The 20,341-nt window shown below is 60.6% G+C and carries 19 protein-coding genes; 10 read left to right on the top strand and 9 right to left on the bottom strand.

Features of this window, described 5'->3' with window-relative positions:
• Window positions 1–129: 129 nt before the first annotated feature.
• A complete protein-coding gene (locus tag AC1D1Z_RS09815; protein ID WP_130652694.1) occupies window positions 130–1,044 on the top strand; it encodes a phosphotriesterase family protein in 915 nt (304 codons plus the stop codon).
• Window positions 1,045–1,154: 110 nt separating this feature from the next.
• On the opposite strand, the gene AC1D1Z_RS09820 is transcribed toward AC1D1Z_RS09815, so the two are convergent.
• On the bottom strand, window positions 1,155–1,688 hold the full coding sequence (locus AC1D1Z_RS09820; RefSeq protein WP_018446317.1) for a GNAT family N-acetyltransferase: 534 nt from the start codon (window positions 1,686–1,688) through the stop codon (window positions 1,155–1,157).
• A gap of 86 nt (window positions 1,689–1,774) precedes the next feature.
• On the opposite strand from AC1D1Z_RS09820, the gene AC1D1Z_RS09825 reads away from it, so the two are divergent.
• Both AC1D1Z_RS09825 and AC1D1Z_RS09830 read left to right on the top strand, forming a co-directional pair.
• Window positions 1,775–3,520, top strand: coding sequence for a sensor histidine kinase (locus AC1D1Z_RS09825; RefSeq protein WP_130652693.1), 1,746 nt, complete (start codon window positions 1,775–1,777; stop codon window positions 3,518–3,520).
• A 10-nt stretch (window positions 3,521–3,530) separates the two neighbouring features.
• On the top strand, window positions 3,531–3,932 hold the full coding sequence (locus AC1D1Z_RS09830) for a response regulator (RefSeq protein ID WP_018242699.1): 402 nt from the start codon (window positions 3,531–3,533) through the stop codon (window positions 3,930–3,932).
• A 65-nt stretch (window positions 3,933–3,997) separates the two neighbouring features.
• On the opposite strand, the gene AC1D1Z_RS09835 is transcribed toward AC1D1Z_RS09830, so the two are convergent.
• The 3 genes from AC1D1Z_RS09835 to AC1D1Z_RS09845 form a co-directional block, all read right to left on the bottom strand.
• Window positions 3,998–4,369: a nuclear transport factor 2 family protein gene (locus AC1D1Z_RS09835; protein WP_130652692.1), complete on the bottom strand. Its 372-nt coding sequence runs from the start codon at window positions 4,367–4,369 to the stop codon at window positions 3,998–4,000.
• A 190-nt stretch (window positions 4,370–4,559) separates the two neighbouring features.
• Complete coding sequence (locus tag AC1D1Z_RS09840) at window positions 4,560–6,383, bottom strand: HAMP domain-containing methyl-accepting chemotaxis protein (protein ID WP_130652691.1); 1,824 nt, start codon at window positions 6,381–6,383, stop codon at window positions 4,560–4,562.
• Window positions 6,384–6,582: 199 nt separating this feature from the next.
• Window positions 6,583–7,995, bottom strand: a complete 1,413-nt coding sequence (locus AC1D1Z_RS09845) for an aminotransferase-like domain-containing protein (protein ID WP_130652690.1) — start codon at window positions 7,993–7,995, stop codon at window positions 6,583–6,585.
• 102 nt (window positions 7,996–8,097) lie between these two features.
• Between AC1D1Z_RS09845 and AC1D1Z_RS09850 the strand changes: the two genes are divergently transcribed.
• Entirely contained in the window at window positions 8,098–8,961 is an 864-nt protein-coding gene (locus AC1D1Z_RS09850) for a DMT family transporter (RefSeq protein ID WP_130653547.1), read from the top strand.
• 61 nt (window positions 8,962–9,022) lie between these two features.
• Here the strand turns inward: AC1D1Z_RS09850 and AC1D1Z_RS09855 are convergent, their stop codons facing one another.
• The 4 genes from AC1D1Z_RS09855 to AC1D1Z_RS09870 form a co-directional block, all read right to left on the bottom strand.
• Window positions 9,023–9,358, bottom strand: a complete 336-nt coding sequence (locus AC1D1Z_RS09855; RefSeq protein WP_018242693.1) for an antibiotic biosynthesis monooxygenase family protein — start codon at window positions 9,356–9,358, stop codon at window positions 9,023–9,025.
• A gap of 526 nt (window positions 9,359–9,884) precedes the next feature.
• Window positions 9,885–10,412 carry a cupin domain-containing protein gene (locus AC1D1Z_RS09860; RefSeq protein ID WP_130652689.1) on the bottom strand — a complete coding sequence of 176 codons (528 nt, stop codon included), beginning with the start codon at window positions 10,410–10,412 and terminating at the stop codon, window positions 9,885–9,887.
• A gap of 199 nt (window positions 10,413–10,611) precedes the next feature.
• Window positions 10,612–10,998, bottom strand: coding sequence for a cupin domain-containing protein (locus AC1D1Z_RS09865; protein ID WP_028732752.1), 387 nt, complete (start codon window positions 10,996–10,998; stop codon window positions 10,612–10,614).
• A gap of 118 nt (window positions 10,999–11,116) precedes the next feature.
• Window positions 11,117–12,334, bottom strand: a complete 1,218-nt coding sequence (locus tag AC1D1Z_RS09870; protein ID WP_113544272.1) for an ROK family protein — start codon at window positions 12,332–12,334, stop codon at window positions 11,117–11,119.
• A gap of 195 nt (window positions 12,335–12,529) precedes the next feature.
• Between AC1D1Z_RS09870 and AC1D1Z_RS09875 the strand changes: the two genes are divergently transcribed.
• The 6 genes from AC1D1Z_RS09875 to AC1D1Z_RS09900 all read left to right on the top strand — a co-directional run bounded on the left by AC1D1Z_RS09875 (window position 12,530) and on the right by AC1D1Z_RS09900 (window position 19,454).
• Complete coding sequence (locus AC1D1Z_RS09875; protein WP_130652688.1) at window positions 12,530–13,804, top strand: ABC transporter substrate-binding protein; 1,275 nt, start codon at window positions 12,530–12,532, stop codon at window positions 13,802–13,804.
• A 133-nt stretch (window positions 13,805–13,937) separates the two neighbouring features.
• A complete protein-coding gene (locus tag AC1D1Z_RS09880; protein ID WP_018242688.1) occupies window positions 13,938–14,822 on the top strand; it encodes a carbohydrate ABC transporter permease in 885 nt (294 codons plus the stop codon).
• Entirely contained in the window at window positions 14,822–15,673 is an 852-nt protein-coding gene (locus AC1D1Z_RS09885; RefSeq protein ID WP_115157262.1) for a carbohydrate ABC transporter permease, read from the top strand. Before AC1D1Z_RS09880 ends, AC1D1Z_RS09885 begins: the two co-directional genes overlap by 1 nt.
• A 46-nt stretch (window positions 15,674–15,719) precedes the next feature.
• On the top strand, window positions 15,720–16,865 hold the full coding sequence (locus AC1D1Z_RS09890) for an ABC transporter ATP-binding protein (RefSeq protein WP_130652687.1): 1,146 nt from the start codon (window positions 15,720–15,722) through the stop codon (window positions 16,863–16,865).
• A 17-nt stretch (window positions 16,866–16,882) separates the two neighbouring features.
• Window positions 16,883–19,021, top strand: a complete 2,139-nt coding sequence (locus AC1D1Z_RS09895) for a beta-galactosidase (RefSeq protein WP_130652686.1) — start codon at window positions 16,883–16,885, stop codon at window positions 19,019–19,021.
• A 211-nt stretch (window positions 19,022–19,232) separates the two neighbouring features.
• Window positions 19,233–19,454, top strand: a complete 222-nt coding sequence (locus AC1D1Z_RS09900; protein ID WP_018446301.1) for a hypothetical protein — start codon at window positions 19,233–19,235, stop codon at window positions 19,452–19,454.
• Between the two features lie 269 nt (window positions 19,455–19,723).
• Here the strand turns inward: AC1D1Z_RS09900 and AC1D1Z_RS09905 are convergent, their stop codons facing one another.
• On the bottom strand, window positions 19,724–19,969 hold the full coding sequence (locus AC1D1Z_RS09905) for a hypothetical protein (RefSeq protein ID WP_155256924.1): 246 nt from the start codon (window positions 19,967–19,969) through the stop codon (window positions 19,724–19,726).
• Window positions 19,970–20,341: the final 372 nt, after the last annotated feature.

Raw genomic sequence — 20,341 nt, forward strand, 5'->3', positions numbered from 1 at the left:
AAGGTCAGTCGTAAGAATTTCGATCAAGTGAGCGATTGATTTCATCACGTCACGATCTACTTTCGCGGCAGTGTCGAGGTTTCGGTCGAAGGCTGTACGCAAAGCCGGTATGATCGCGGGGGAGAGACTTTGAAACATCTGCGCACGACGCTCGGGCCTAAGAGCAGATCCGAACTTGGGATGATCCTCCCGCATGAGCACGTCTTCGTCGACCTCAGGACGCCGGACCAGCCCGGTTATGCAGAAGCAGACATCGAAGACGTCGTTCGGTTGATGGCCCCCGAAATCGAGCGGATCAAGAAGCTCGGGGTGACGGCACTGGTCGAATGCTCGACGGGCGGTGTTGGACGCCGTGCGGATATCGATCTTGCCGTGTCGCTCGCGACGGATTTTCCGATCGTCGTGCCCACCGGCAATTACCGTGAACCCTGGATTCCCGAATGGGTCCGTCAGGCTTCCGAGAAAGAGCTGGAGGCATGGATGCTTCGCGAGCTGACGGAGCAGATCGACAAGACCGGGTTCCAGGCAGGCTGGATCAAGCTCAGCGCCGGCGATGACGGCATGACGGCGCTCGAGACGAAAATCCTGCGGGCAGCCGCGCGCGCCGCGGCGCAGACGGACGCCGTCATCGGCAGTCATACGATCAGGGGACGGGTCGTCATGGATCAGCTCGATGTCATCGAGGCAGAGGGCTACAGGGCTGACAGGTTCATCTCGATCCATACGCAGGAAGAAAAGGACTTCGCCTATAATGTCGCTGTCGCCGAGCGAGGCGCCTGGATCGAGTATGACCATGTCGGCCGGGGCGGAGACAACGAGGTGGCGGAGCTGGTGATCAGGGCGCTGGAGGCGGGCTGCGGCGATCACCTGTTGTTGAGCCATGACCGGGGCTGGTTCGATCCGGCGTTGCCGATGGGCGGGATACCCAAACCGTACACCCATCTTTCCACCGTCTTGCTGCCCGAGCTGAAACGGCGGGGCATAGACGACGGGACCCTGATGCGCCTGACCCACGACAATCCATTCGAGGCATTCGCCCGATAGGGGAGTGGCTGGCCTAATTGCTCGAAAGGGCATTTGTTTCAAGTTCAGGCCGAAATGTTGATCAGCCGGGCTCGCGGGGGCCCATTCAGAAATCGACGCGATACCGGGATCTATGCCGCGCCGCGCTCGTCGAACAAAAGCGCCATGCTGATCGCATCGATGAACTGACCGTCGATGCGTGCCGCACGTCGGACGATGCCTTCGCGTGCAAATCCCATCTTTTCGTAGAGAGCGATAGCACGGGCGTTGTCTTCATAAACATCGAGTTCAACCCTGGCAAAACCGCTTTTCTGCGCGGCTCTCAATGTGGTCTCGATGAGCCTTCGTCCGAGGCCCTTGCCCCGATAGGCGGGAAGGATCCCCATTCCGAGTTTTCCGCGATGGGCGTGGGACGGGAAAAAATGCCGGCTGATGTCGCACCAGCCGAGGACCTGGTTTTCAGCGGTGGCGACGAATTGCGGATTGCCTTTTGCAATCATGTCCATCACGAACTCACGCATCTGCGGCAGGGGCGTTGCTTCCAGCATGGACAGGTATTTTTTCTCCCGCGCGACCACGTCGAGCGCATGATGAAAGCTGTCGATATGGACGGCAGCGATCGGCTCGATCCTGATGCCTGATTTATCCGACGATGCTGCATCCATGTGCTTCTCCTTCAACGATTGCGATGCCTATGGGGGGACCTGCCGCAGACCCGCACGGGAGCGCATAATTCACGGTCCGTCAACCTTTGCGTGTCAATTTCTCGGCAGCGGGCGCCATCAAAAGGTTGCAGGTATTGAAGGTCGGGCTCACATCGCACATTACGTTCGTCCTGGTGACGCTCACCTGCGCGGCGGCTGTGTTGCTGTGCGGATTTGCGTGGCTCGCAGCGGTGAAGGTCGATGATCTCTCGCTCCGTCGGCAGGCCGAATTCGTCCGACAGGGACTGGAAGAGCAGATCGCGGCACTTCCGCGGGAGCAGGAAAGCGTCACCAAATGGGACGATGCCTTCCTCTATACCAAACAGCGGAACCATGAGTGGCTGCTCGACAATATCGGCCAGTGGACCAACCGGTATTTCGGGCACGACAGAACCTACATCTTCGACGACACCAATCGCCTGATGTTCGCCTTCCGTGACGGCGCCGATGCCATGCCGCCGCGGCTCGGTGACGACGACGGCCAAGAAATGACTGCTCTCGCCGGAGAGATTCGCGCCGTTCTCGTCGAGCGGGCTGCAAAGCCCGGCGCTGAAGCGCTTGGTCAACTGGCCAAGGTTCGGACGATTATGATCGGCAACAGACCGGCAATTGCCAGTGCGCGTCCCATTCTGCCGAGCTCGGCCAGGATGCAGATCGAGGCGGGCCAGGAGTTCATCGCCATCTCGGTCAAGTTCATCGATGGAATAACTGCCGAAAACATCGCCCATCATGCGCTGCTCGAAGGGTTGCATTTCGCGCCTTCGAAAGGTGAGGACGAGCGGGCGCAAGTGTTGGTGTCGTCCCATAACGGCGGCACGATCGGCTATCTCGTGTGGCCGCCTATCCTGCCCGGTTTTATGCTGCTTCATCAAATCGCGCCGGCAGGGCTCGGTTGCCTGGCGCTGCTGATCACCGTGGTGTTCTGGCTCGGACGAGGTCTGCATCGCACCTCGCTGACCCTGCTGGACAGCCAAGAGCAGCTCACCCACCACCGCAACCATCTGGAAGAGATGGTGGCCGATCGAACGGCCGAGATCGAAAGGCAGAGAGAGGAACTGGACCGCCTGCTGGTGCACGAACGCCAGGTGAATGCGCTCCAGCGCCAGTTCGTCGCCATGGCCTCGCACGAGTTTCGCACGCCGCTCGCCATCATCGACGCCGCTGCGCAGCGGCTCTGCCGCTCGACCACCAACGTCAGCGGCGATTACGTTCACGAAAAGGCCGGCGTGATCCGCAGTGCGGTGGTGCGCATGGTCGATCTGATGGAGAGTATCCTCGCCAGCGGGCGGCTCGAAACCGGACAGATCACACTGAAGCGGAGCGAAGGTGACCTGAAAGCGGTGCTCGTCACGTGCTGCGACAGGCAGCGCCATCTCAGCCGCACGCATGTGTTCCATCTCGATCTTGAGCCCATACCGGATGTATTGACGTTCGACCGCAGCGCGATGGAACAGGTCTTCACCAACCTGATTTCGAACGCCGTCAAATATTCACCCAACGCGCCTGACATTCATGTTCGCGCCCGGGCCGACGACAAGACGGTGGAGATCGCCATCTCCGACAGCGGCATCGGCATGGATGCGGAGGATCTGCCGAAGCTGTTCCAGCCCTATTATCGCGCCCGCAGCGCGACGGGCATTGCCGGGACGGGCATCGGTCTCAACGTCGTCAAGCAGGTTATCGAACTACACGGCGGCACCGTCGAGGTGACGAGCGAGCTTGGCAAAGGCACAACATTTACCATTCTTCTGCCAATAGAGTTTCTATTGTCGGATCAACAAGTCGCAGCTTAAGGAAGAGCTCATGGTTACAGTCCTGTGCATAGAAGACGAAGTCGAGATCCGGAACCTCCTCGTCGAAGAGTTGAGCGAAGCCGGCTACAGGACGCTCGAGGCCTCGAACGGCGCCGAGGGACTGGAAATGATCCTGTCGAAATGGCCCGATATCGTCATTAGCGATATTTCGATGCCGGTCATGGACGGGCACCAGCTTCTGGCGGAAATTCAGATCAATCATCCCGAGCTCTCCAACATTCCCTTCATCCTGCTGACGGCACTGACCGACCGGGAAAACACGCTAGCCGGCCTGCGCGGCGGAGCGGCGGACTATCTGACGAAGCCGCTCGACTTCGATCTGCTGCTCGCCAAGCTCGAAGGCTGCGTGACGCGCCTTGCCAATGACAAAGCGGTCCACCGGTCGTTCTGATGATCGACGGGGTTAGGGGGCGGCTGCGTCAATTCCACGCCTCGCGCGATTTTGACATTGGCGGCTCAGCCGGCAATGGTTCCCTGATGGAAGACGATCTTCCAGCTCCCGCCAGAGCTTTGCCAGATGGTGGTTCTGAGCGTCGTTCTGCCGGGTTCGTCCAGCGTGTAGTTCAGCAGATAGAGGTTTTCGGCGAGTCGGCGGATCGAGAAGTCCCGGCAGGGCCAGTCATGCCTTTCCGGCTGCTGGTAGCGCTCCAGTAGGTTGGCGATGACGAAGTCGCGCTGGTAGATCCTGCCACTTGCGCCAATCTCGAAGAAATCCTCCGCCGTCATGGCTTCCAGATCGTCACGGCTCGTGCCGAAGGCACGCCGATGGAATATCGGCTCCCTCTGCAGGAGTTCGCCCAGAACGGTTTCGAGATCGAAATCAGACATCGTGAAATTCCCTAAATACGCGAATGTCGAACGATATCACTTTGTTCTCTCGCGGCGCTATCGCGACAGCCCGCCTGCTCAGCAACGTTAGCTAGGACCAGCATCGAAGGTCGCGCAGGGAGGCCGCGGCCCGCATTCCGGTTCGCAAAGCCGGTAGACTCCGTGCTTCGCGATGCGATCGTCCTCCGGCTCAAGCCGTTCTGCGACGCGCGTAAGCGCTGTCCTGCACGATATCGTTCAAATTGAATTGCCTGATCAACTGGCGAAGCGTGGCGCCTTCGTCGGCAAGCGATGCGGAAGCGGCGCTCGCCTCTTCGACCATGGCTGCGTTTTGCTGCGTGGTCTGGTCGAGGCTGTTGACGGCCGTATTGATCTCCGCCAGTCCGACGGATTGTTCCCGGGCGGAGACGGCGATTGCCTCGACATGGCGGTTGATGGCAACGATCAGCTCGCCGATGGTTTTCAACGCTTCGCCGGTTTTTGAGACCAGTCCGACGCCGGCTGCGACTTCTCCCGCCGATGCATGGATCAGCGTTTTGATTTCCTTGGCCGCCTGCGCGGAGCGCTGCGCCAGTTCGCGGACCTCCTGCGCCACCACGGCAAATCCCTTGCCTGCCTCGCCGGCGCGCGCGGCCTCGACACCGGCATTGAGGGCCAAGAGATTGGTCTGGAACGCGATCTCGTCGATCACGCTGATGATGTTGGAAATCTGGCTGGAGGATTGCTCGATCCGACTCATGGCCTGGACCGCCTGGCTTACGATCTCACCTGATGTCGTCGCACCGGCATTCGCCTGCGCGGCCACCTCGCGGGCTTCCTCGGCGCGCTTGGAGGCGGATGCGACATTGGCTGTGATTTCATCGAGAGCAGCGGCTGTCTGCTCGAGCGCCGCTGCCTGTTGTTCGGTTCGTTTCGCCAGGTCGTTTGCGCTGTTGGCGATTTCATTCGAGCCGCCGTCGATATTGACGGCTGATCCCGCCACTTTGGCGAGGGTCTGGCAGAGTTTTGCGACGGCGCCGTTGAAATCCCCGCGCAGGCCCTCGAAATCCGCATCGAAAGGCTCGCTGATCTGAACGGTGAGATCGCCGCCGGCAAGTTGCTTCAGGCTCTCTGCCAATCCGTTCGTGGCTTGCGCCATCGCGGCAGCCCGCGCGCGCTCCGTCTGCTCGCGGCGCTGCCGCTCGGATTCCGTCAGCACTCGATTCGTTTCGATATTTTCATCGGCTCTGATCTTGGCAAGCGCCGTCTGCCGAAAGACCTCAACCGCCGCCGCCATCGCACCGATTTCGTCCGTGCGGCTGGAATAGGGAATCTGCGTGCCGGTGTCGCCAGCGGCCAGCCCGGTCATCGATTGCGTGATCTTCTTGATCGGACGCGAGATCTGGATTGCCACATAGGAGATCGCGCCGGCAACGATCGCAATCACGAGTGCCGTGAATACCGAGGTTGTCCAGAGAATGCCCAAGTACGTGGATTGACTGTTTTCGTAGGACGCCTCGGAGCCATTGACGTTTATCGTCAGCAATTCATTGGCCAGTTCTTCCGCGCGGTCGACGAATGGCTCCATGTCGGAATAGAAGATCGTCTTGGCAACATCGTTGTCGTTCTTGCGGGATTTTTCCAGCATAGGCTCGGACGATTTCTGGTAGCTCGCGGCCTGCTCCTCGATCTGCTGCAGCAATTGGCCTTCGCGCGGCGAGGATATGAGCGGCCGATAGGCTGCAATCGCATTGTCAAGCTCAGTGCGCTGAGAGGTAATCTTTACTTCTGCAGCGGCGATAGCCTGGTCGCTGATCGACATGATATGGTTGGCGTAGGCAAACTTCATGCGTTCCAGCTCGAAGCCGATATTGCGGGCTACCGAAACACTCGGCAGCCAGTTCTTGGCGATTGCCGTCGTGTCCTGGTTAACCTGCTGTACGCTCCTGAGGGAAAACAGCCCAAAGCTCAGGAAGATGAACGCAAATGTTACATTGATGATTGTCAGCGAGGTTCGAACCTTTGGCTTGCGCATGCAACACCTTCTTCGGAGCAATGATCAGGCCAAAGTTCTAGACTTGGTGATCGTTTGGCGTGTGCGAATTCTAACTCTCTGCATTTAAAGAAAAATGAATATATGTATGTGGCATAGCGGGCAGGCGGCTGTGTTCCCCGCGTCTTACGCGGATGACCACTAGTACGAGGACTGTTGCCGCCGAAGAGCACCCTTGTGCCTAATGCCTCTCTTTCGCCAAGAAGTCGCGGAGCGCCTCGAGGACGCGCGGGTCGAGCGTTTGCGACACGTTGAAGCGCATGAAATTCGTTGCCGATTGCGACAGGCTGAATGCATTTCCGGGCGCCAAAACGATCCTCCTTTCCAGTGCGGCCCGCGCCACATCAGCCGCATCGATGCCGTCGGGTAGCCGGCACCAGAGGAACATTCCAGCCTGGGGCTCCAGCCAGGGCGTTATGCCGAGATTCTTCAGCCGGGCCGAGACCTCGCTCATCGCTCGGGAGAGCCGGTGTCTCAGCGTCTCCATGTGTTTGCGATAGCTGCCGTCGCTCAAGACGTTCAGCACCAGTTCCGCCGTCAGCCGGCCGCCGCCGAAGGAGGTGGCGATCTTGAGGTCTGTCAGGCCGTCGATCCATTCCGGTTTCGCCACGACGAAGCCGCAGCGGGCCGAGGCCGACAGGGTCTTCGAGAAGCTGCCGATGTGGATAACCCGCTCGAGCCCGTCGAAGGCGGTAAGGCGGGGAGCCGGCGTATATTCGAAATCGGCGAAGATATCGTCCTCGATGATGGTCAGGTCGAACTGGTCGGCGAGTTTTAGAACGCGGTGGGCGGTAACAGGAGACAACGTCGCGCCTGTGGGATTGTGGATGGCGGAGTTGGTGATGTAGAGCCGCGGACGCTCATCGGCGACGACTTGCGCAAAGGCTTCGATATCGGGACCGGACGGCGTGTAGGGCACACCAACGATCTTTGCCCGATGGGCGCGCAGGAGCGCATGGAAATTGAAATAGCAGGGATCGTCGACCAGCACCGTGTCGCCGGGTTCCAGCAGGAAACGGCAGAGCAGATCGATTGCCTGCGTGCCGGAATCGGCCAGCATGATTTGGTCCGGGGAGGCTTCGATCCCCCGTTCGCCCAGGCGGCGGGAAATCAGCTGGCGCAGTTGCGGCAAGCCGAGCGGCGAGCCGTAATCGGCGAGCGCCGGCCCGTCGGCGCGGGCAAGCGTTCTGAGCCCGCGGCGCATGCCGTCCCCCGGTAGCCAGGAGGGCGGCAGCCAGCCGCAGCCGGGCTTCAGGTCGGCTTCGGCTGCCTCCAGCGATTGCCGCGATATCCAGAACGGATCCACCGCGCGGTCGAGCTTCGGTCCGGTCTCGGCAAGCGCAAAGGGCGCTGCCTGGTTGGCGACGTAGAATCCCGAGCCTGGTCTTGCCAGGATCGCGCCTTCGGCGACCAACCGCTCATAAGCGTCGACGACTGTCGATGTTGACAGCTTCAACGTCGCCGCCAGCCCCCGCACAGAGGGTAGCTTTGCGCCCGGCGTCAGGCTGCGCCCGGCGATGCGCTGCCTGATCGTCGCGGCGACCATCTCCACACGCGTGCGTCCTTCGTTCATCCGTATTGCTTTTCGCACCATTACAGTTTCGCGAAATTGTATCAGACTGTGACTGTCATAACCATCCGTGTTGGCCGATAAGAGCGAGAGAATGAAGGAGTGCAGTGCATCATGGAGCGCGAGATGGACCGCATGGCATCGGGATGGATCAATGGTTTTATCGGGGTGGTGATCTTCAGCGGATCGCTGCCGGCGACGCGCGTGGCGGTGATGCAGTTCGATCCGGTCTTTCTCACCGTAGCGCGCGCGGCGATCGCCGGCATTCTCGCCCTTGGCCTGCTGATCGCTTTCGGAGAGAAGCGACCGAGCCGGCGTGACATCCTCTCCCTTGCCGTCGTGGCGCTGGGCGTCGTTGTCGGCTTCCCCCTGCTAACGGCGCTGGCGCTGCAGCATGTCACGTCAGCCCATTCGATCGTCTTCATCGGCCTGTTGCCGCTCGCAACGGCGATCTTCGGCGTGGTCCGTGGCGGAGAACGGCCGAAGCCGGCATTCTGGCTCTTTTCGGTTCTCGGCAGTGCGCTGGTGGCGGGATTCGCACTGACGCAGGGGCTGACGGCCTCGCCGGTCGGCGATCTCCTGATGCTGGCGGCAGTCGTCGTCTGCGGCCTCGGCTATGCCGAAGGCGGCAGGCTTTCGCGCACGCTCGGCGGGTGGCAGGTGATTTCCTGGGCGCTCGTGCTGTCGTTGCCGGTGACGGTCGCGGTCGCGCTTTTCCATAGGCCGGAGACCTTCTCTGGCATCGAAGTGCCGGCGCTGCTGGGCCTTGCCTATGTCTCGCTGTTTTCCATGCTGATCGGCTTCATCTTCTGGTATCGCGGCCTATCGCAGGGCGGCATCGCCGCCGTCGGCCAACTGCAGCTGCTCCAGCCGTTCTTCGGGCTGGCGCTCGCCGCAACCCTGCTGCACGAGCCCGTGACCTGGGCCATGCTCGCCGTGACGGTTGCCGTCATCCTCTGCGTTGCCGGCGCCCGCAGGTTTGCGCGGTAGGCTTGTCCGTCGCTTTACAGAGGATACCGTTTTAGGGGGCAAGATTCTTCAACGAGTCAACTCATGTCTCTTCAATATTGAATCCATAGGCTCGCGTGACGAGCGCAACACGGATTTCGTACCGAGTATACCAATCTGACCGACCGCGATTTTGCGCCTGAATGTGATCGACGACTGATTTCCAGGCTCGAATGCTATCCTCATCCTTCCAATAGGAGATGAGTATGCCGAAACCGTCTGCCCCGCGAGCACTTTCGAAGCCGAGATAACCTGGCTGCTGTTTTGCAAGTTCCGTCATCGCATAACCCATCTCGCCATAGCCGTTGTCGAGCTTTGTTCGTTGAGAGGAAAAACTGACCATATAGTATGGCGGTTCAGGCAAAGCGGCGGTGGACATTTGGGCTCCGATCGATTGCTATGTGTGTGGTTTATCGCCGCGATCGCAATGACTGCTGTCGGCATACYGCGAAAGCGAGCAATCTTAGGCGCGGCGGATTGCCCCTCATCTTGAGTCAGCCATCTGCCGTGACAGCTCGATGCCGTTTTGCCATGGTTGCGCCGGGGCTTCGGACTGAATACCATCCATTATGGTTCGACAAGTTCTCTTTGATCGGTATCAGCGATCCGTTGTGACGGCTGGGCCCTCGCTCGCTCAATGTCGGGAAAGCGCAAGAGTTGCTCTTATGGCTATGGCCCCCGACCAGGTCTGCCGGCGGCAGGTGCTGGCTTCGACAATTTCGCTCACCCGTTTTCGTCGGCCGTGGCAAACTGCGATGGTGGTGATCGCGGCATTTCTCGCGAGATCACCATCTACCCGCTGAATTCAGACGGAGGCACCGCAATGACCCGTCGAAGCTCCAAGCAGGCGTTGGTCTCCGCTTTGCGCGACGCCGACATTGCGACACGCAATCACCCCGGCYGATCTATTCGCTGTTTCCGCCACCCTTTGCTTCCCGCACCAGGTCCGGCATTCCGTCGTGGGGACCGAGGGCGTGGGTGGGATGGCCATCCCACCAATCATCGTGCAGCGGTCGGCGGTGAGGGTGGAGCGGATAGAAAATGCGGTTCTCGGCCTTGTGGCGCTCGCCGACGACGAGGAGATGCACCTCGGCTTGCGTATTGTTGAGGAAACTATGGGCGATCCCGGTGCCGGCCGGAAATCCGACGGCGTCGCCCTGTTTCAGTCGGCGGAGATGGCCGTCGAGCCAGACGTCGGGCTCGCCTTCGAGAACGTAGACGAATTCTTCCTCGGCGCTCTCGGCATGCGGAAAGGAGGTGCGCCGGCCAGGAGGCAATCGCTCGTGATGAATGCCCAATTTCGTCAGGCCGAAATATCGTCCGAAAGGTGCACCAATGCTCATCAGTTCGTCGTCATCGTCATAGTGTGAGTCGTCCGGCCGTTCGATCTCGCTCCAATGGACGACAAAGGACGGCTGCTCCAGCGTTGCCATGGTAATCCTCCTGAGTGTGAGAGGTCAGATGACTGGGGACACGAATTCCATCAATCCGTATGGCCATGCTGCCGTGAATGGAAAGCGACCGCAAGGGCGAAACGGCGCTCCCACGCAAGCGGCGCGGTCCTGAAGGTTCGGGGGCGAGCGCTTCGTGCAGCGGCGGCTCCCTATCCAGACGCGGGTTTCTACAACTGACTCACTTCGCAGGCACGACGAGCGTCTCTCCCTTGCGGACGATATAGGTTGCCAATTCCGAAGCCTTGCCGCTGCCGACGTTCTTCGCCGAGTGAACAACGCCTGATGGAATGAAGAGGGATTGGCCGGCTTTAAGGGTAACCGGCTGTCTGCCTTCGAGCTGGTATTCCAGCGTTCCCTCAATGACGAAGGCGATCTCCTCGCCGGGATGCGAGTGATGGGGGGCGAGAACGCCCGGCGCGAAATCGACGCGGACCTGAATGGCCTCGTGGCCGGGCACGTCGATATCGTTCCTGATGAGATCGGTGCGCTGCAGCGGCTGTTCTGCATGTGCTGTTGCTGCGCCGCCGAGAACAAAGGCGAGCGCGATAGCCTGGATCATTTTCATGTGGTCATCCTTCCTGGATTTAAACCAATCTCGACCATTGGGTCGTGTCCGGATTTCACCTGAGGATTGAACCAGGGATGTGTCTGAAAACCCCCCATTTTTGTAATCCAGTGTATCACTACGCCGCTGACGACGAGTCTACGGGTCTGACGCCGGCGAGGTTGGCAATATCCGTGATGCCGCCGGAGGATTCGAAGTCGAATATTTTCTGAGTCACCAGCGCAGCGGCACCCCGAGCCCAGGAATTGTCCTCCCAGTCAGGCAGGAGGGGCGGGGCGGTTCGGAAGGTCCGGGCGGCGAGGGCTTCACGCAGTGGCGTCAGGAAAGGGTCGCCGAGGGAGACGGCTTCGCCGCCGGCGACGATAACTTCGGGATCGGTGATGTTGACGAGATTAGCAAGGGCGGTTCCGATGCCGCGGCCGGAATCGGCGACGAGGGCGAGGGCGACGGCGTCGCCTGATGCGAGCGCAGCCGACAGTTCTGGCAATCCCAGTTCCTCGCGGCCGGTCGCTTCCCGCCAGCGTCTCAGCATCGATGCTTCGGAGTGATAGGCCATCAGGCAGCCGCGCTTGCCGCATTCGCAGAGCCGGCCATTCTCCTCGTAGAGGGTGTGGCCGAACTTGCCGGCCGCGCCGTTTGCGCCGCGGTAGAGCTTACCGTCGATGACAAGCGCGCAGCTGATGCCGACGCCGACGGCGAGGACGGCCATGTTGCGATGCTGGCGGCCGAGCCCGAAGAGCTGCTGGGCAATGGCATAAGCGTTGGTGTCGTCCTCCAGCCAGACCGGTACATGGACACGGCTGGCGACGAGCGAGGCGAGGGGGACGTTGTTCCAGCTGAAGCGGTGGCTGCGCACGCAGGCCGTCTGTTCGTGATTGATGACACCGGGCATGGAGATGCCGATGCCGGCGAGCTTCGCATCTGGCCGGCCGGCGAGCTTCACCAGTTCGGGAACGGTGCCCGCCAGCAGGTCGGCGACCTTATCGGGGTCGTGGCCGTCGAGGTTTACTCGCATGGCGGCGACGGGGTTGGTGGCAAGGTCGGTTGCCACGCACTCCACCGAGTCGACCATCAGTTTGAAGCCAACGGCGAGTGCGTGCTCGTAGTTGATATCCACCGGGATCGGGCGGCGGCCGGTGAGGCCGGGCACGGTCTTCCCTTCGATGACGATGCCTTCCTCCAGAAGGTCGGCGACGACGAAGGTGACGGCGGCAGGACTTAAACCAATCACCGTCGCGATGTCGGCGCGGCTCCTCGGCCCCTCGCGCCGGAGAAGGTTGAGGATGAGGCGTCGGTTCATGGCTCTCGCCGTGGTCTGGTCGCCTTTTAACTTCACGATGCATTCCTTAATTTTGTAAATTAATTATTGCGGGCTGCAAAGATCTATGCATAAGTTCGGCCGCGGATCAACTCAGCCAGACGGATTATCGCTGGAATCGCCGAGCGGATCGCAGCGTTGAATGCCTGGTCGGTCGTTTCATGGAGGAGGCGACGGTCGGGAGATGTTGATCGATCAACTGGGAGGAATTCAATGACATTTTTGAAGCAATTTCCGACGACCACCCGCAGACGCTTCCTGAAGGGCGCGGGGCTGGTTTCCGCYGCAGCGGTCACCGGCAGCTTTCCGATCCCGGCGATCGCGCAGGCCCAGGAGGTCACGATGATCTCCGCCGAAAACAATGGTGCCGCACTCGATGCGCTGAAGGCGATTGCCGCGGGCTTCAGCAAGGAAGCCGGCGTCAACGTCGTCATCAACAATATGGACCACGAGGCCCACAAGACGGCCATTCGCAACTATCTCGTCGCCGGCGCGCCCGACGTCTGCTCCTGGTTTTCGGGCAACCGCATGCGCGCCTTCGTCAAGCGCGGCCTGTTCGACGACATCTCCGACCTTTTCGAGAAAGAGAAATATAAGGACGTGCTCGGCGCGACGGCAGGGGCCGTCACCGACGGAGGCAAGCAGTATGGCCTTCCCACCGGAGGCACGCTCTGGGGCATGTTCTATCGCAAGGATGTGTTCGAGCAGCATGGCCTGACCGTGCCGAAGACGGCCGAAGAGTTCATGGCCTATGGCGACAAGTGCAAGGCCGCGGGCATCACGCCGGTTGCGATCGGCACCAAGGAATTATGGCCGGCGGCCGGCTGGTTCGACCAGATGAACCTTCGCATCAATGGCCTCGACAAGCATATGGCGCTGATGAACGGCGAGATGAGCTATCTCGATCCCGCGCTGACAGCGGTTTTCGACCAGTGGGCGGCGATGATTTCGAAGGGGTTCTTCACGGAGAACCACACGTCCTTCGGCTGGCAGGAGGCCGCGGCGCTCTTGGCGCAGAAGAAGGCCGGCATGATGAATCTCGGCGCTTTCCTGCGCTCGGCTTTCACCGCCGAAGATCTACCGCAGCTCTCCTACGCGACCTTCCCGGCGCTCGACGCCAAGGTCGGCCACTACGAGGAATTCTCGGTCAACTCGATCCACATTCCCGCCAAGGCCAAGAACAAGCAGGGCGCGCGCGAATTCCTCGCCTACTTCTACAAGCCCGAGAACCTGGCGGCCTATCTGGAGCCGGGCGGCAACGTGCCGCCGCGCCACGACCTGCCGCCAAGCAAAGACCCGCTGGTCAACGTCGCTGTCGAGACGATGAAGACGGTGCAGGGCACGTCGCAATATTACGACCGCGACAGCGACCCCGATATGGCGCAGGCCGGCCTCGTCGGCTTCCAGGAGTTCATGGCCAAACCCGACCGACGCAAGGCTATCCTGACGCGCCTCGAGGGCACGCGCAAGCGCATCTACAAGATCTAGCAGCTCTCCCAGGGGCGGCGGCGAACCGCTGTTCCCAAGGTGTAGAGGCTGTTTGCCTCCGCACCTTGGGAGAGGTGCGCCTCTGCTCCCGGAGCACGCATGAGTCTGCTCCTGTATTAATGAGGTTCTTGAGATGTTGATGTTATGGCGCCGCCAGCGCTGGTGGCTCACCCCGACTTTACTCATCGCGCCGGCGATATTGCTGTTCTTCACCGTCATCCTGCTATCGGCCGTCAGGAGCCTCTGGATCAGCCTGCACGACTGGGACGGCTTCGGCCCGATGGTCTGGATCGGCTTCGGCAACTACGTCGAGCTTTACAACGATCCGCAATTCTACGTGTCGCTGAAGAACAACCTGATCTGGCTGGTAATGTTCATGGCGGCACCGCCGATCGGGCTCGCCATCGCGCTGCTGGTCAACCAGAAAATTCGCGGCATGCGCTTCCTGAAGTCGCTGTTCTTCATCCCGCTGGTGCTCGCCTCGGTGACGGTCGGCGTGGTGTTCACCTGGGTCTATACGCCGGAGTTCGGGTTGCTCGCGCTGATCTTCAGGGCGTTCGGGGCGACGGCTCCGGCGGTTCTCTCCGACGAGCATTTCGTCACTTTCGCCATCGTGATTGCAGCACTCTGGCCGCAGATCACCTTCTGCATGGTGCTTTATCTCGCCGGGCTCAACAATCTCAGCGAAGAGCTGATCGGTGCCGGGCGCGTCGATGGGGCGAGGGGCTGGAACATGTTGTGGCACATCGTGCTGCCGCAGCTGACCCAGGTCACCTTCATCGCCATTGCCGTCACCGTGGTCGGGGCACTCAGGTCCTTCGATATGGTATCGGTTATGACGAATGGCGGCCCTTTCGGTTCGTCCTCGGTTCTCGCCTACCAGATGTTCGAACAGTCGATCTTCTCCTACCGCTTCGGTTACGGCGCGGCGATCGCCTCCGTGCTGTTTGTGATCATGGCCGCCTTCATCGTCTGGTACCTCAGCCGCATCATCCATACAGAAGAAAGGGGAGGCTGATGTATCCTCGTCCCATTCCCGAAGCCGACGTCTGGCAGCGCCGCCTCTATGTGCTCGCTGTCGTCATCGTCCTTCTGCTCTGGCTCTGCCCGCTGTTTGCGATCATCCTCACCTCGTTCCGTTCGACAGAGGATGTCATGGGCGGCAATCTGTGGGGATGGCCGACCGGCATCGGCGTGGTCGACAATTACACGGCTGTCTTCACGCAGACACCGATGGCCCGCTACTTCCTCAACAGCCTGACGATCACCATTCCCTCGGTGATCGGCGTCCTGGTGCTGAGCACGCTCGCCGGCTATGTGTTGTCGCGCTACCGCTTTCCCGGCAACATGCTGATCTTCGCGCTGTTCGTCGGCGGCAATTTCCTGCCGCACCAGATCATGATGATCCCGGTACGCGACCTGATGGTCCGGCTCGACCTGATCGACACCACGGCGGCGCTGATCATCTTCCACGTCGCCTTCCAGACCGGCTTTGCAACGCTGTTCATGCGCAATTTCATTGCCGCACTTCCCGATGAACTGTTCCAGGCGGCCCGCGCCGAGGGGGCCTCTCCTTTCCAGACGCTGGTGCATGTGGCGATCCCCTTGGTGCGGCCGGCCCTTGCCGCGCTCGCCATCCTGATCTTCACCTTCATCTGGAACGATTATTTCTGGGCCGTGGTGCTGACCGTCAGCGACTCCGTCAAGCCTGTTACCGCCGGCCTTGCCAATCTTCGCGGCGAATGGGTGTCGGCCTGGAACCTGATTTCCGCCGGCACCATCGTCGTCGCCGTGCCGCCCGTCGTCATGTTCTTCCTGATGCAGCGCCACTTCATCGCCGGCCTGACGATGGGAGCGGTGAAGGGATGAGCGATCTCCTAACGTTCCAAGTTTCAACAGCAGAGAGCCAGGACGCATGACCAGTCTCGAACTCCGACAGATCAACAAGAATTACGGCGCCTATCATGCGCTGCGCGGCATCGATCTTTCCGTAGCGCAAGGCGAGTTCATCGTCATGGTCGGCCCCTCCGGCTGCGGCAAGTCCACGCTTTTGAAGTCGATCGCCGGCCTGGAGGAGATCTCCTCCGGCCAGATCCTGATCAACGGCCGCGACGTCAGCAAACAGGAGCCTGGGGACCGCGGCATCGCTATGGTCTTCCAGTCCTACGCACTCTATCCGCATATGACGGTGGCGGAGAACATGGGCTTCGGTTTGCGCATGGCCAAGCGCCCGAAGGCCGAGATCGAGGCGGCGGTGGCCCGCGCCGCCAAGATCCTGAGGATCACCGACCAGCTGGAAAAGCGGCCGAAGCAGCTCTCCGGCGGCCAACGGCAGCGTGTGGCGATCGGCCGGGCAATCACCCGTTCGCCCGACGTTTTCCTTTTCGACGAGCCGCTGTCGAACCTCGACGCAGCACTTCGAACCCAGATGCGCGTCGAGCTCAGCAGCCTGCATGCCGAACTCGGCGCCACCATGGTCTACGTCACCCACGACCAGGTGGAGGCTATGACCATGGCGAGCCGGATCGTCGTCTTGAACCAGGGGATAATCGAGCAGGTGGGCTCACCGCTCGAGCTCTACCGCAACCCTGACAACCTCTTCGTCGCGGGCTTTCTCGGTGCCCCGCGGATGAACTTCCTCGGCGTTACCGTCGATGAGGTGTCCGGCCGCAATATCACGGTTTCGGCACCCGGCCTTGTGCCGGTGACGGTGGAATTGGCGGAGGCCCCGGTGCTGCCGAAGGGCGCCAGCCTGACGCTGGGTGTAAGGCCGGAAAACATATCGGTGGTCGCCGACGCTGCCCAAGGCGGGGCGATCAGCGGTGCGGTCCGACTGGTCGAGCATCTCGGGCGCGAAACCATCCTCTATATCGACGCCGGCAATCTCAGGACCATCGCCTCGGAAAGCGGCACCGGCAACATCACGGTGCAGCTGAGCTACGTCGCGCCCGTTACCGCCGACCAAAACGTGGCGCTGAAGCTCGACGCCAGCGAACTTTATCTCTTCTCGCCCGACGGCGGACGCACGATCAGCGCCCGCAAGACGATCCTCGACAGATAATCACAGGAAACATCACCGTGTCCGACAAGACCGCAAGCCTTTCCGTATGGAACTCCGTCAAGACCGACCGCTTCCTCGTCGGCGCCCCGCATTATCCCGAGCACGTCGATGAAAGCTACTGGGAGCGCGATGCCGAGCGCATGGCGAAGGCCGGCTTCAACGTGGTCAGAATGGCCGAATTCGCCTGGCATATTCTCGAGCCGAAACTCGGCACCTTCGATTTCGATCTGTTCGACCGTGCCATCGCCATGCTCGGGCGCTATGGCATCGACACGATCATGTGCACGCCGACGGCAACGCCGCCGCGCTGGCTGACCGTGGCGCACCCGGAGATTCTGAGGGTCGACGGCAAGGGCCGACCGATGAGCCATGGCTCGCGGCAGCATTGCGACACGGCGAGCCCGGTCTTTCGCGAACACAGCCGGCGCATCACCAAAGCGATGGCCGAGCACTATCGCGACAATCCTTTTGTCGTCGGTTGGCAGACCGACAACGAGCTGAATACCAGCATGCCGGAGAGTTTTTCGAAGGCGACGCTCACCGAATTCCAGGCCTTTCTGGCCGGCAGATATGGCGAAATCGACAAGCTCAACACGGCGTGGGGCGGCGATTTCTGGGCGACGGCCTATGACAGTTTCGACCAGGTGGTGCTGCCGATCGAGTTCGGCCCGACCTTCCCGAGCCCCGGACATCTCCAGGATTATCACCGTTTCCTGGCCTTTTCGACGGCGCGCTTCCAGCACGACCAGGTCGAGATCCTGCGCGCCGTGAAACCCTCCTGGTTCGTCTTCCACAATCTCGGGGGTCTCAGAGATATCGACTTTCGCGGCCAGTTCACCACCGATCTCGATTTCGTCGGCTACGATATCTATCCGATGCTCTACGACGAGTTCCAACGGCTCGGAAACCACGCCAAGGTCCAAGCGCTGCACCTCGATATCTGCCGCGGTTTTTCCGGCAACTACATCGTTCCCGAGCAGCAATCGGGCTTCGGCAGCCAGCCGGGCTTCTGCACGCTGACGCCGGAGCCGGGCGAGCTTCGCCGCATGGCGCTTTCCTCGGTCGCCCATGGCGCTGACGGGTTGATGTTCTTCCGCTGGCGCCCCGCGCATTTCGGCGCCGAGATCTATTGGATGGGCATCATCGACCACGACGACGTCGCCCGCCATCGCTATGACGAGGCGAAACGCTTCGCAACCGAGATGACAGCGCTAGCGCCCAAGATCCTCGGCACCTATGTGCGTATGGATGTCGGCATCGCCGGATCCGACTTCGACAATCAGGAAGCTCACAAGACCTATCCAATCGGCCTGCCGAGCCCACAGGACGATGCGATCCTGCTGCACCAATATTGCTACGACCGCGGCATTGCCTGCGGCTTCATTCATCCCGAGGACGATCTTTCCAAGCTCAAGCTGCTCTATGTCCCCCATTGGGTGATGTGGAAGGACGAATGGACAGAAAGGCTGAAATCCTTCGCCGAGCATGGCGGCACTGTCGTCATCGGCGCGCGCACCGGCACGCGCAACGAAGACAACCACGTCATCCGCGAGACCGCGCCCGGCACCTCGCTGTCTCAGCTCACAGGCGTGCGCGTCGAGGATTTCGGCCGTCTTGCTGCTCCGGGCGCCAACGGGCTGTTCGATGTGATGGAGCGTTCGGGCGGGCTTGTCATTCCTCCGAACAAGCCGGCGGAATCGCACCGGCGCGAGCGCCGCTTCAAGATTGGCAACCGCGAACTGGCTGCCGGCTATTTTTATGAAAACCTTGCGACCGACGGCGATGTCGAAGTGGTCGCGGCCTGGTCGAACCGCTATGCCGAGGGCCAGCCGATGGCGACGTCGCGCAAGGTCGGTAAAGGGCAGGTGGTCTATGTCGGCACCTATCTCACGCCGGATCTGACGGCAGCGCTTGCCGGGCGGCTATTTGCGCCCGTCGGCATCGAGCCGCTGATCGGCGAGCTTCCCGAGGGTGTCGAGGTGACCATGCGGATGAATGACGACCGTCGGCTGCTGTTCATCCAGAACTACACCGACCAGCCGGCCGCCATCGGCGGCGTTCCCGCTGGCCGTGATCTCCTGAATGATGAAAACCCCGTTGCCGGCCGGCTCGATCTCAAAGGCTATGGCTGCGCGATCATCGAACTGGAGGGATGAGCCTGCGCGCGCCGTCGAAGCCCAAGAGCTGCGTCACACCAACCCTCTCCCCCAAATGGGCGAGGGAACGTGCCTGAAGCTCCTTCGGCTCAATACCGGTCATCATCGGGGAGCACCAGTCTGGGGAAGGAAGGCGGGAACGCAATGAATTTACTGCTCGTCGTTGAATGCAGTTTCGTGGAACTCATGTCCTCGACATGGGCGGCAGGTGATGATCTACGCTTATCCTCGCTTGGATCAGGTCACGCGCAAAGATGTGAAATCGAAGATTTTGCAAACAGCTCTTGAGCTTTTCTCGAGCCAAAGACGTAGATTCGCCCCGGAGAACGCCCCCGGCAATTTCGGCTTCCTGGACCGCGATCTGGATTCGATCATCGGTGACCCGTCGCGTGGCTGCTTCAAGTGCGGAGAACTCTGCCATTGCTCATCATAGCACAGTCCGAAGATCGAAACTGAGATAGTTTAAACGCGCCTTCATGAGTGCTGCGGGCGCCTACACAAGCCTGTTTACGAAAGGTCGAGCGGTCGCACCGGCTGGAAATGTGCTGCCACCTGCAAATACGGGGTTCCGCCTCGAGGTTTGCTGTCATGGACTACAAAAACGGATGCCGTGTTTCGTCTCGTCGCAACTGCGCGCCGCATTGGGAAACGACAGGGTCATGTCACTACTGTCTGTTTTTCAGGCGATCGCGACGTCGTTTGCTATATCCCCTGCATTCGCCGAAGTGCCGGCGGTAAAAGATCGTCTCGACGTTTCAGCGCCGACAACAATTCGTTTTCCGAGGATACGCCATTTCGAAACTCCGATTTGAGAAAGGTAAGCGCGGCACGCTTTTCTTCGGAGTCTGCAACAGCGTGGCTGCCCCGAAAGCCGGCACTTCGAAGGACTGTCCTGATAAGGCCGATGTCGGTTGGATCATCAATTTCTGACAAATGAGTGGAAGACACGACGTCCTCCTTGCTGGGGCTAGGGTAATTGCCCTCAAACAGCAGCGCCCGTGACATGGCTGCCGTCAGCTTTAACGTGGTTACGATACCTTCAGTTTGCAATGATGCCCGCGGGCGGTGAACGTGGCATCACGCCGCCCGCCGATGCATCGAGAGCGACCGGGGCGCTATTCGAGGAGTTCCGCCGTGGGGATAGGGACCGGCGAGGCAGAGCCAAACCGGTTTCAACTCAGCTGTTCTAGGAACTCGTTTTGATCCGCCTTCGTTCCAAATCAGGCGTGAAGCCTAGAAAACACTGCTCGCAACAGCTGGAATGCTCGAAAGTTCTTTATGCGTTCACGTAAGTATCAGTAAGTGTGCATAAAGAAAAAT

It is taken from the genome of Rhizobium sp. P1_E1 (assembly GCF_056406015.1).